Source organism: Roseomonas sp. F4 (genome assembly GCF_053891155.1).
Genome location: NZ_JBSSHK010000002.1, coordinates 1 through 12283, shown reverse-complemented (window position 1 = coordinate 12283; position 12283 = coordinate 1). Strand labels below are relative to the sequence as shown.

The window sequence follows — 12283 nt, the reverse complement described above, 5'->3', positions numbered from 1 at the left end:
CGGGGGAAGCCTCCCGTGAAAACGTGGAACATCAGGATTGCGACGCGATCGCCTGGGAAGGACGGCGCAGGTCGAGGAAGGCGCCGGCGCTTTCCGCAGGGTCCGCGGCCAGAAGACGCAACAGCTCCGCCAGCGGCAGATCGATCTCGGCCGCCTGGAGGATGGCAGGAGGCAGCGGAACGGAGGCCGGGGCGGCGGGCTCGGGCGCCGGCGCCGCCGTACCACCGCGCCGGGCGGCCAGGCCACCGGGCAGGTCCAGGGCATCGATCAGCGGGAACAGGCTGCGCGGTGCGGCCGCAGGCGCCTCTTCCACCTTGGGCGGCGTGGCGGAGAGCGCCGACAGGGTCGAGACGGCGAGACGCGCGGGCGGCAACGCGACCATCGTATCGGCCGCCCGCAGCAGACCCATATCAGCCACGCCATAATTCGGCTGCGCCGGCGCGGCGGGGGCGGGCGCCACCTCCACCTTCGGAGGCTCCGGCGGGGGCGCCTCGGCCTGCGCCACCTCAACCCGGGGGGCCGCGACCATCACCGTGGCCTCAGTCTCTACAGCGGCGGGTGCTGGCGGTGGCTCCGGCGCGGCAGGCACCGGGGTCCAACCCGTGGCGACAGGCTGCGCTTCAGGCTCCGGCGCGGTGTAGGCGATCGGCGGGGGTGGCTCGGGCGGGCTAACGGGCGCCGGGGCGGGCTCCTGCGGCGCGGTCCAGACATAGGGCTCTGGCTCTACCGAAACGGCGACGGGCGGCGGCGCAGGCGGGGGTGGGGCAGGCGTCGGCTCCACCGGCGCCGGCGCGGGCGTCGGCTCCGCCGAAAGCGAGGCGAGCAAGGGCTCCGACGGCGCGGACCAGGAAACGTGCGGCGCCGGCTGCGGCTCCGGCCAGGCGGGGGGCGGCGCCTCGTTCCAGGCGTGCGGCGACTGCCAGGGCTCGGCGGGCGGAAGGCCCTGCTGCTGCGCGACCTGCGCCGCCGCGTTCATCGCGGCGCCAAGCAGGCCCTGCCCGGATTCCGGCGCCGGAAGCGGCGTCCGGACGGGTTCATTGCCGAAACTGCGGTAACGAATGGCGGGTGCCCGCAGAGCGGCGGCAACCCTGGCAACATCCGTGTCCTGGCGCATCCGAGATATACCCCCCATCGCGCCGCAACATGCCGTGTACGCGACGGTTAGGGAATACCTAATCTATCCCGAAACACCAGGGCTATATAGAAGCTGTCAAGGAATCTCGCCAAGCGAGACGGGCGAGCAGTGTCAAGATGGCTGAATAATAGTCTCGCACCTCGATAATCGAGGGAAAACTCGATATTTGATCCAGCTCGCCGTGCTTGGCGATCGCCAATTGGGCCACGGCTCGTATGCCGACCGGCGCCGCATAGGGCGAGATTGAGTCGCTGCCGAAATCGGTCCAGGCCGGCATCCGCGCATGCTGCGGGTCCGACCAGAATCGCGCCGCGCCGACCGCCGCTGGCTCCCGCCCCAAGCCGGCCCAGGCCAGATAGAGCGGCACGCGCACGGCGTCATAGGAGAATCGGGCCGGCCAACCGGGCGCCGGCGCGGGCCTGCCACCTGCCCGCGGCAGTGCCAGCCAGTCGGCCGGCAGGCTCCACCGGCCGAAGCGCGCGCGGCGCAGCAGCGACAGGCCGTCCGAGGCCAGGCGCAGCCAGGTCGGATCGGGCACCGCCTGCGCCAGCGCCCGTAAGGCCGGGAAGGCGTAGTAGGAGGGGTTGACCACCACATGGTCGCGCTGTTCGAAGCCGCTGGCACCGGGCAGCAGCACCGTCTCCTCCCCCACCTGGCGAATCAGCAGGCGAAGGACATCGCGCGCGATCGCCACGCCCTGCGCGGTGTAATCCGGCGAACGCCACCTCCGGCCCGCGCGCAGCAGCGCCCAGGCCACCATCAGATCGCCATCGGTGGCGTTATTGGGGTCATCCACCACGCCGCTGACGCCGGAGGCATCGGGCCGGAAGCGCCAGGACAGCAGCGCGTCATTGGGCCGCGCCAGTACCCGCAGCGTCCATCCCAGCACGCGGTCGAAGGTTTCCCGGTCCAGCGCCTGCTCGGCGCAGATCAACGCCCAGCCCTGCCCCTCGCTATGGGAAATGCCGTTGTTGAAGGTATCCACCACCCTTCCGTCGGGGCGCAGGAAGCGACTGCAGAAGGCCTGCCATTCCACCGCCTCAAGCGGTGCGACCCCGGGAGCGCTGGCCGAAGGGCCCGCGACGGCCGGGGCAGAGAGCGACGGCGCCGGAAACATCGGTGCGGCCGCCAGGGCGAACAGGGCGCGACGGGAATGGGGATGTGACATGCGTTCCAAGGATCGCAGCAGCAGGTGAATGGGAGGTTGATTAACGCAATCAACAACCATTCAGTGCCGACGTCCAGAAATTTACCCGCATGAGTTGTGTGACGCTGCCGAATACATCTTCACGTCAAAGCGGGCGCCGCAGCATCGCGGCTTTTATCACCAATTTTTGAAAGCTGCCGTCAGTTGACCCGTATCATTCCGGCTTCATCAGCCCTGATCGGCCCTCGGATGCGCCGCACGCCAGGTCTCCAGCAGCCCTACGGCATCGACTCGGGTGTAGCGCTGCGTGGTGGACAGGCTGGCATGGCCCAGAAGGTCCTGGATCGCACGCAGATCGGCCCCGGCCCCCAGCAGATGAGTGGCGAAGGAATGGCGCAAGGCATGCGGCGTGGCGTGTTCCGGCAGCCCCGCCAACCGCCGCCAGTTGCGCAGCGACCTTTGCGCTACGCCGGGATCGAGTCGCGCCCCGCGCGCGCCCACGAACAGCGGCGCATCGGGCGCGGGGTCGGGATGCTCGGCCAGCCAGGCGCCCATCGCCTGCCGCACCACCGGCAGCACCGGCACCAGCCGCTGCTTGTTGCCCTTGCCGGTGACGCGCAGCGCGCCGTCCTGCCCGGGCCGTGGTGCATCCCGCACATCCAGCGCCAGAGCCTCCGCGATGCGGATGCCGCAGCCATAGAGAAGGGTGAACAGCGCCACGTCGCGCGCCGCCTGCATGCGCGGCAGTTCCGCGCGGTCCGGGTCATGCACCGCGCCGATGCCGAAGGCGACCTCCCGCGCCTCCTCCGGCGTCAGGGCGCGGGGCACGGCGCTGGGCGCGCGGGGGCCGCGCAGGCCGGTGAGCGCCGTGGTCGGCTGTCCATGCCGGCGCGCGAGATGGCGCAGGAAGCCGCGCAGCGCCGCAAGCCGGCGGGCGCGGGTGGCATTGCCATCGCCCTGCCGCACCCGCTCCGCCATGAAGGCGCGCAGATCGGCGGGCCGCAGCGCGCCCAGCGCCGCCACATCCGGCTCCTCCCCCAGATGCTGGGTCAGGAAGCCGAGGAACAGGCGCAGATCGCCGCCATAGGCCTCCACCGTATGCGGGCTGGCGCGGCGTTCGGCCGCCAGCATGGCGAGCCAGCCCTGCAACGCCTCCGCCCCGCCCATCTCAGCGCGACATGGCGGCGGCGACGGTGCGGCCGAGGAAGGCCAGGGTGGTGGCCACCTGCCGGGTCGGCAGCGCCGCCGCATCGCGGGCGCCCAGCGCCAGCAGGCAGGGCGTGCCGCAGGCCAGCGGCACGCGCACCAGCGCGTCCCGGGTCACCAGCCCGGCAGCCTCGGCATGCAGCAGGGTCGCGTCCGTCACCTCGGTCCGCACCCGGGCGTCGCGACCGCGGCCGACCAGTCGGGTGACCGCCCCGGCGGGCAGGGGCAGGATGCCGGCCCGGCGAAAGGTGAAGGACAGTTCCGGCCGGCGCGGCAGGCCCAGTGCGGCGGGCGCGGGCTCGGCCAGCACCGTACAGCTATCCACCCGCAGCAAAGCGGGCAGTTCCTGGGTCACGCTCTCCACCACATCCCGCGCCCGCATCAAGGCGAGCACGGCGAGTCGCACCCGCATCACCAGCGTGGCGCCGGCGCGGCCATCCTCGATCGCCGCCTGCATCTCCGCCTCCAGCGCGCGGGTGCGGCTGCGTTCAGCGGCGACCATGGCCATCATGTGGTCGGCGAGGTTTTCGCCATGGATGCGGCGCGGCGGGACAAGGGCGCGATACAGCTCCGGCCGCCGGGCCAGGAAATCCGGGTGGTCGCGCAGATACGCCGCGACCTCCTCGGCCATCGCATCAAGGGACGGGTCGAGGAGGGTCGCGGCGCAGCGTGTCACAGGATAGTTTGCCCCGTCTTGGCCCAGTCGGCGAGGAAGGCCGCCAGGCCGCTATCGGTCAGCGGATGCTTCAGCAACTGCCGGATGACGGCGGGCGGCAGCGTCGCCACATGCGCACCCAGCTTCGCCGACTGCACCAGATGGATCGGGTGGCGGACGGAGGCGACCAGAACCTCCGTCTTCAGGTTCGGATAGTTGCGGTAGATCTGGACGATGTCGCCGATCAGCGTCATGCCATCGGTGGCGATGTCGTCCAGCCGGCCGACGAAGGGCGAGATGAAGGCGGCGCCCGCCTTCGCCGCCAGCAGGGCCTGGGCGGCGGAGAAGCAGAGCGTGACATTGACCGGCGTGCCTTCCTGCGACAGGGCCCGGCAGGTGCGCAGCCCGGCCTCCGTCAGCGGCACCTTCACCGCGACATTGGCGGCGATGTCACGCAGATACTTGCCCTCGGCCAGCATGCCGGCGAAGTCCGTCGCGGTGACCTCCGCGCTCACGGGGCCTTCGGTGATGGCGCAGATCTCGGCGATCACCTCCGACATCTTGCGTCCGGACTTGGCGATCAGGCTGGGATTGGTGGTGACGCCGTCGACCAGGCCGGATTCCGCCAGGGCCCGGATCTCGGCCACATCGGCGGTGTCCACGAAGAATTTCATCAGTCGCGCTTCCTTTGGTCGCAAGGCGGCGGCGTTTGGCCCGGCCGCCCGGCATATCCAACAAACTTGTTTCGGTTTCGTTCGTCTCGGAGCATAGAGCATGGCCCTGCCCGGGTGGAAGTCATCGCAACCGAACCAACTGCCGGGCGTGGCTTCCGCGCCACGAATCCCGGTGCTGCTGCCGTTGCCGCTTGCCGCCGGGGCCTATGACTACCGCATTCCGGCCGGCCTGTCCGTAGAGCCTGGCGATTTCGTGGTGGTGCCGCTGGGGGGGCGGGAGCTGGTGGGCGTCGCCTGGGATGGGGCGGCCGATCCGGACCTGCCGGAGCGCAAGCTGCGCGACATCGCGGGCGTGATGGACGCGCCGCCGATGACGGAGACGCTGCGCCGCTTCGTCGCCTGGGTCGCCAGCTACACGCTGAGCCCGCCCGGCGCCGTACTGCGCATGGCGATGAGTTCCCCGGCCGGGCTGGAACCGCCGCCGGCCCGCGCCGGCTGGCAATTGTCCAACGCCCCGCTGCCGTCCCGCCTCACCCCCGGCCGCGCCCGCGTGCTGGCCATGCTGGCGCCCGGGCAGGTGCGGACAGGGCCGGATCTCGCCACGGCGGCGGGCGTCTCCCCCGGCGTGATCCGCGGCATGGCCGATGCCGGGCTGCTGGTGCCGGCGCTGCTGCCCCCCGGCCTGGCCTTTGACCCGCCGGACCTGGCACGCCCCGGCCCGGTGCTGGGGCCGGAGCAGGATGCGGCGGCGGCGGCGCTGCGGACGCAGGTGGCCTCGGGGGACTTCGGCGTGACGCTGCTGACCGGCGTCACCGGCTCGGGCAAGACGGAGGTCTATCTGGACGCCGTGGCGGAATGCCTGCGCCAGGGGCGGCAGGCGCTGGTGCTGCTGCCGGAGATCGCGCTGTCCGCCCAATGGCTGGAGCGCTTTCGGAAACGCTTCGGCGTGGACCCGGCGCTGTGGCATTCCGAGCTGGGGTCCAAAACGCGGGCAAAAACCTGGCGGGCGGTGGCGGAGGGAGGGGTGCAGGTGCTGGTCGGGGCACGCTCCGCCTTGTTCCTGCCCTTCCCCGATCTCGGCCTGATCGTGGTGGATGAGGAGCATGAGACCGCCTTCAAGCAGGAGGAAGGCGTGGTCTACCACGCCCGCGACATGGCCGTGGTGCGCGCCCGGCTGGCCAAGGCGAGCATCGTGCTCGTCTCCGCCACCCCTTCCCTCGAAACGCTGAACAATGTGGAATCCGGCCGCTACCGCCACCTCGACCTGCCGGAACGCCATGGCGCCGCCGGCATGGCGGTGGTCGAAGCGCTGGACCTGCGGAAATCCCCCCCCGAGCGCGGCCGTTTCCTGTCCCCGGTCCTGGTGGAGGCGATTCGCGAAACGCTGGCGCGGGGGGAGCAGGCGATGCTGTTCCTCAACCGGCGCGGCTATGCGCCGCTGACGCTGTGCCGCGCCTGCGGCCACCGCATGCGTTGCCCGAACTGCACCGCCTGGCTGGTGGAACACCGCGCCCAGAAGCGCCTGCAATGCCACCATTGCGGCCATGCCGAGCCGATCCCGCCGGTCTGCCCCGAATGCAGCGCTCCCGGCACGCTGACGCCCGTGGGACCCGGGGTGGAGCGGGTGGTGGAGGAAGCCACGGCCCTGTTCCCCGATGCGCGTCGCATCGTCATGGCCAGCGACACCATCCCCGGCCCGGCCGCCGCGGCCGCCGCGGCGGCGGCGATTTCGGACCGGCAGGTGGACCTCATCATCGGCACGCAGATCGTCGCCAAGGGCTGGCATTTTCCAGGGCTGACACTGGTCGGCGTGGTGGATGCCGATCTGGGCCTGGCGGGGGGCGACCTGCGGGCGGCGGAGCGGACCCTACAATTGCTGCACCAGGTGGCCGGCCGCGCCGGCCGGGCGGAGGCGCCGGGGCGGGTTCTGATGCAGACCTTCAACCCGGACCACCCGGTGATGCAGGCCCTCGTCTCCCACGATTTCGAAGCCTTCATGCAGGCGGAGGCGGCCGGACGCCGGCCGGGGCATTGGCCCCCCTTCGGCCGGCTGGCGGCGCTGGTGGTCAGTTCCGAGGATGAGCGGGAGGCGGACCGCGCGGCGCGCGACCTAGGCCTCGCGGCGCCGCGGGCGGAGGGGGTGGAGGTGCTGGGTCCGGCGCCGGCGCCACTCGCGCTGCTGCGCGGCCGGCACCGGCGGCGACTGCTGCTGAAGGCCCGCAAGGATGTGCAGGTGCAGCCACTGATCCGGGAATGGCTGGAACGGGTGACGCTGCCGAATTCCGTGCGCGTGCAGGTGGATGTGGACCCGGTGGGCTTCATGTAGACTGCCGCCGTTGCTTCCCGGAGCCGCCGATGAGCCCCTCCTCTCTTGCGCCTGCCGGCCGCCGGCGCCTTCTGCGCCTGGCCGCCTTCACCTGCCTGCCCGTCCCGGCCATGGCGAACAGTGTCATCACCACCCGCACCAGCACGGGCGGCATCGCCAGCGACCTGGTCGGCGCCTGTGAGCGAGAGACCCATCGTGCGCCACAAGGCTCCGCGCCAAGCTGGCGCTGCCCGATCTGCGGCTGTCCCGGCCGGAGTCCGGAACCCACGCGGTAAAGCCAAGCCGGGCGAAACCCGGACAAAAGCATGACGTTCCCGCCTACGTGAATTTTACGTAACGCGGGGGTCGGCATGGAACGGAACACCAAGGAAGGGGCGGTCACGCCCACACGGCCATCACGGGGATGGCTGTTTCTCCACCGAGCTCTGCTGCTGCTGCTGGGTCTGCTCGGGCTGGGCCAGGCCGTGCTCGGCGGCTGGCTGCTGGCCCTGGGCGGGACGCCCATGCACCTGATCTGCGGCCTGCTGCTGCTGGTCGCCGCCTGGCTCGGCTTCCGCGCCTCCGGCCGGGCGGAGGCGCTGGCCGCTGGCCTTGCCGCCGTCGTGGCACTGGCCTGGGCCCTGGCGGAGATCGCCGGCAAGGGCTGGATGCCAAGCTGGATCTTCGATTTCGCCGGCCGCGTCGCCCTGGTGCTGATCCTGCTCGCGGCGGTGCTCGCCGCCTCCGTCATGGCGCGGCACCGGCCGGGCCATTGGGCGCGCCGGGCCGTGGGAGGCGCCACGGCGGCCTGCCTGCTGCTGGTCGGCGGCGGCATCGCGCTGCTCTGGGAAAGGCCGCAGGAGCCGGCCCAGACCGCCGCCCGGCCACCACTGCCCGCCAATACAGCGGAGGTGACCAACACGGCGGAGAATTGGCGTGCCTATGCCGGGTCGAATCTCGGCCGCCACTACTCGCCAGCGGTCCAGATCACCCCGGCCAATGTGCATCGGTTGCAGGAAGTGTGGAGCCATCGTTCCGGCGATACCGCGGCGAATGAGCGGGTGTTCTTCTCCTCCCAGAACACGCCGCTGAAGGTCGATGACACGCTGTATTTCTGCACCAGCAGCGCGCAGGTTTTCGCACTGGATCCCGGCACCGGGGAGCAGCGCTGGCATTACGACCCCGGCACCCCTGCCCGCGCCATGGAATCGCTGTTCAGCGTCGCCTGCCGCGCCGTCGGCCATCACGGCACGCGCGGCGAGGCCGCGTGCAGCGAACGCATCCTGGTCGCCACCGCGGATGGCCGGCTGATCGCCCTCGATGCGCGACAGGGCCAGCCCTGCGCGGAGTTCGGCACCAATGGTGTCGTCGATCTGACGGAGGGGATGGGGCTGCGCGATCCGGGCTTCGCCTCCAACACCTCCGGCCCCGCGGTGGTCGGGGACTTCCTCATCATCGGCCAGCAGGTCAGCGACAATCAGCGCCGCGATTCCCCCTCCGGCGTCGTGCGCGCCTATGACGCGCGCACGGGCGCGCTGGCCTGGGCCTGGGATGCGCATCGTCCCGATGCGCGGGCGCCGCTGGCCCCGGGCGAGATCTATCCGCGCGGCACGCCGAATGTGTGGAACGTGATCTCGGCCGATGAATCGCTCGGCCTGGTCTTCCTCGGCACCGGCAATTCCGGCGCCGACCATTGGGGCGGTGACCGCACCGCGGAGGAGGACCGCGCCACCGCCGCCATCGTCGCGGTGGAGCTGGAAACCGGCGCAACCCGCTGGTCCTATGCCACGGTCGATCACGACCTGTGGGATTATGACATCGGTGCGCAGCCCACGGTGCTCGACATCCCGATCGACGGCCAGTCGCGCCGCGCCGTACTGCTCGGCACCAAGACCGGATCGCTGTTCCTGTTCGACGCCGCGACCGGCGAGGCGCTGCGCCCGATCGAGCAGCGCCCCGCGCCGCAGGGCGCGACGCTGAGCGGGGAGCGTCTGTCGCCGACCCAGCCGCAATCCACCTTCTATCCGAATTTCGCCGCCCATCCGGGCCGCGAGCCGGAGCGGATCGATGCGCGCCACACCTTCGGCATCTCGCCGCTGGATGCCGCCTGGTGCCGCATCCAGTTCCACCAGATGCGCTACGAGGGGATGTACACGCCGCCGGTGGCCGGCGCGCATGGCATGCTGCTGTTCCCCGGCACCATCGGTGGCATCAACTGGGGTGGCGTCGGCGTGGACAGCACGCGGCTGATCGCCATCACCAACCACAGCCGTCTGCCGAACCACGTGGTCATGGTGCCGCGCGCGGAGGTCACCGATGTCGCGGTGGGCGATGGCGGGGCGCGGCCGGACCAGACCGTGGCACCGCAGGCCAACACCCCCTATGGCGTCAAGCGGCCGATCTGGTTCTCGCCGCTCGACATGCCCTGCATCGCGCCGCCCTGGGGCTATCTGGCGGCGACCGATCTCGCCTCGGGCGAATTGCTCTGGTCGCGGCCGCTGGGCACGGCCTTCGACACCGGCCCGCTTGGGGTGCCGATGCGCCTGCGCATCCAGGTCGGCACGCCGAATATCGGCGGCCCGCTGCTGACCGGCAGCGGCCTGACTTTCATCGCCGCCGCGCAGGACAACTACCTGCGCGCCTTCCAGACGGAGACGGGCCGCCTGCTCTGGACCGCGCGGCTGCCGGCGGGCGGGCAGGCCTCGCCGATGACCTATGTGCATGAGGGTCGCCAATATGTGGCGATGGTGGCCACCGGCCATTCGCGGCTGGAAACGGCGACCGGCGACCACCTGGTGGTCTATGCGCTGGAAGACGGCGCGAGGTGAGAGACCATTGCGGGCCGGTCGCAGGACCGGCCCGCGAAGCTCAGCGCCCCGGCAGGGCGTAGGCGATGACGTGGTCGCCGGCGGTGGTGCCCAGCGAGCCATGGCCGCCGGCGATGACCAGCAGGTACTGGCGGTTGTCGGCGCCGGTATAGGTCATCGGCGTGGCCTGGCCACCAGCCGGCAGGCGGGATTCCCAAAGCTGGTTGCCGGTGGTGGTGTCATAGCCCCGCACATAATCGTCGACGGTGCCGGACAGGAAGGCGACGCCGCCGCGCGTCAGCAGCGGGCCGCCGAGGCTCGGCACGCCCATGCGGAAGGGCAGCGGGATCGGCGACATGTCGCGGACGGTGCCGTTGCGATGGCGCCAGGCGATCTCGCCCGTCGTCAGATCCGCACCGGCGACCGAGCCCCAGGGCGGCTGCTGGCAGGGCAGGCCGATGAGGGAGAGGAAGGGGCTCATCTGCACCGCATAGGGCGCGCCGAAATTCTCGTTCAGCGCCGGCAGCGCGCCTTCCGGCGGATTGCCGCCCTGGACGTAGAGGGTGGTGGCGTCACCGCGCGGGATGAGGCGGGAGACGAAGGCGAGGGAGGCGGGGGTGGTGAAGGCGATCTGCCGTTCCGGATCGACGGCGATGCCGCCCCAGTTGAAGACACCGAAATTGCCCGGATGGACGATGGAGCCTTGCAGGGAGGGCGGCGTGTAGCGACCCTCATAGCGCAGGCGCCGCAATTGGATGCGGCAGGCCATCTGGTCCAGCAGGGTCGCGCCCCACATGCGGGCGCCGGTCAGGGCCGGCGGGTTGAAGCTCAGGGCGGAGACGGGCTGCGTCGGCGCGGTGCTGTCGCCCGGCACGGCGCCTTGCGGAGCTGGGACTTGCCGAACCGGCAGGATCGGCTGGCCGGTGCGGCGGTCCAGCACATACAGATCACCCTGCTTGGTGGGCTGCACCAGGGCCGGCACGGTCTGGCCGTTCACCGTCAGGTCGATCAGCGTGGGCTGGGACGGCACGTCATAGTCCCACAGGTCGTGATGCACGGTCTGGAACACCCAGCGCAGTCCGCCATTGGCGAGATCCAGCGCCACGACGGAGGAGGAGAAGCGCTCCACATTGGCGCTGCGATTGCCGCCGAACTGGTCGGGCGGCTGGTTGCCGAGCGGCACATAGACCAGGCCGAGCGCCGCATCGGCGCTGAGGATCGACCAGGCATTGGGCGAGTTGGCGGTATAGAAGCCCTCCGGTGCGATCGGGGTGGTGACCTCCGGCGCGCCCGAATCCCAGTTCCACAGCAGGGCGCCGCTGCGCGCGTCATAGCCGCGGATCACGCCGGACTGTTCGGTGGTGGAGACGTTGTCGAGCACGGTGCCGCCGACCACCAGCACGCCATTGGCGACCACGGGCGGCGAGGTGGAGTAATAGCCGCCGGGATTCGGGTTCGGCATATTGGCCCAGAGATTGATCTGGCCGGTGCCCTCGCCGAAGTTGCGGCAGACCGCGCCCGTCTCGGGGTCCAGCGCGATGACGCGGCCATCGGCGGTCGGCATGAACAGCCGGGCGCCGCAATCGGCGGCCGGCACGTTGTTGGCGGTGGCAATCGGCAGGTTCGGCACGGCAGCGCGGGCCGCGGCCTGCCGCGCCGGGTTCTGCGGCGGCGGGAGAGGCGCATCCAGCGCGGGGGCGGGCAGGTAGGCCAGGCCACGGCAGGTCAGGTGCTGCAAGGCCAGGTCGTTCAGGATGGCGGGGTTGTAGCGCCAGATCTCGGCGCCCGTCGTCGCATCCAGCGCGATGACGGCCTGGTGCGGGGTGCAAAGGAACAGGCGGTTGCCCAGCTTCAGCGGCGTGACCTGGAAGGTGGTCTCCTCCGGCTCGCCCGGCTGGCCGCGCACATCGCCGGTGCGGTACTGCCAGGCGACCTCCAGCCGCGCGACGTTCTGCGGCGTGATCTGGTCCAGCGGCGAGAAGCGCTGGGCGAGGCCGGTGCGGCCATAGGCGTGCCATTCCCCATCCGGGATGCCGGAAGGGGCGACGGCGATGCGACGCTCCGGCAGGGTGCCAGCGATGTCATGCGGGTCGCGCAGCATGGCGACGCCGGCGGTGACCATGGCGGCGAGCAGGACGAGGCTCAGCGCCAGGCCGCCGCCGGCCCGGGCGCGGGTGCCAAGCGGGCGGGTGACCCAGGGCGTCAGCATCACCAGCGCCAGCACCACCAGCAGCCCGCCGCGCGGCGCCAGCGCCCACCAGTCCAGCCCGACCTCCCAGATCGACCAAGCCAGGGTCACGGCCAGCAGCAGCGCGAAGACCGCCAGCGCGGCAGCGCGGCCGCGCCACAACAGC

The 12283-nt window shown here is 71.3% G+C and carries 9 protein-coding genes; 3 read left to right on the top strand and 6 right to left on the bottom strand.

Features of this window, described 5'->3' with window-relative positions; translation table 11 throughout:
• Positions 1-31: 31 nt before the first annotated feature.
• The 5 genes from ACVFYP_RS07610 to fsa form a co-directional block, all read right to left on the bottom strand.
• The gene (locus ACVFYP_RS07610) at positions 32-1114 is read right to left on the bottom strand and encodes a hypothetical protein (RefSeq protein WP_499199560.1); all 1083 of its coding nucleotides are present in this window, start codon (positions 1112-1114) and stop codon (positions 32-34) included.
• A gap of 82 nt (positions 1115-1196) precedes the next feature.
• Entirely contained in the window at positions 1197-2252 is a 1056-nt protein-coding gene (locus tag ACVFYP_RS07605) for a family 8 glycosyl hydrolase (protein ID WP_499200461.1), read from the bottom strand.
• A gap of 258 nt (positions 2253-2510) precedes the next feature.
• On the bottom strand, positions 2511-3449 hold the full coding sequence (locus ACVFYP_RS07600) for a tyrosine recombinase XerC (protein ID WP_499199559.1): 939 nt from the start codon (positions 3447-3449) through the stop codon (positions 2511-2513).
• A 1-nt stretch (position 3450) separates the two neighbouring features.
• Positions 3451-4164, bottom strand: coding sequence for a DUF484 family protein (locus ACVFYP_RS07595; protein WP_499199558.1), 714 nt, complete (start codon positions 4162-4164; stop codon positions 3451-3453).
• On the bottom strand, positions 4161-4817 hold the full coding sequence (gene fsa / locus ACVFYP_RS07590; protein WP_499199557.1) for a fructose-6-phosphate aldolase: 657 nt from the start codon (positions 4815-4817) through the stop codon (positions 4161-4163). The genes ACVFYP_RS07595 and fsa overlap by 4 nt, the downstream gene beginning before the upstream one ends.
• Before the next feature lie 100 nt (positions 4818-4917).
• Here fsa and ACVFYP_RS07585 point away from each other — a divergent pair, with 100 nt between their 5' ends.
• The 3 genes from ACVFYP_RS07585 to ACVFYP_RS07575 all read left to right on the top strand — a co-directional run bounded on the left by ACVFYP_RS07585 (position 4918) and on the right by ACVFYP_RS07575 (position 9950).
• Positions 4918-7143, top strand: a complete 2226-nt coding sequence (locus tag ACVFYP_RS07585; RefSeq protein ID WP_499199556.1) for a primosomal protein N' — start codon at positions 4918-4920, stop codon at positions 7141-7143.
• Positions 7144-7172: 29 nt separating this feature from the next.
• Positions 7173-7418, top strand: a complete 246-nt coding sequence (locus ACVFYP_RS07580; protein ID WP_499199555.1) for a hypothetical protein — start codon at positions 7173-7175, stop codon at positions 7416-7418.
• 75 nt (positions 7419-7493) lie between these two features.
• Positions 7494-9950, top strand: a complete 2457-nt coding sequence (locus tag ACVFYP_RS07575; protein WP_499199554.1) for a pyrroloquinoline quinone-dependent dehydrogenase — start codon at positions 7494-7496, stop codon at positions 9948-9950.
• A 40-nt stretch (positions 9951-9990) separates the two neighbouring features.
• On the opposite strand, the gene ACVFYP_RS07570 is transcribed toward ACVFYP_RS07575, so the two are convergent.
• Positions 9991-12283 (bottom strand): membrane-bound PQQ-dependent dehydrogenase, glucose/quinate/shikimate family (locus ACVFYP_RS07570; protein WP_499199553.1); only part of this gene is annotated, 2293 nt, incomplete at its 5' end.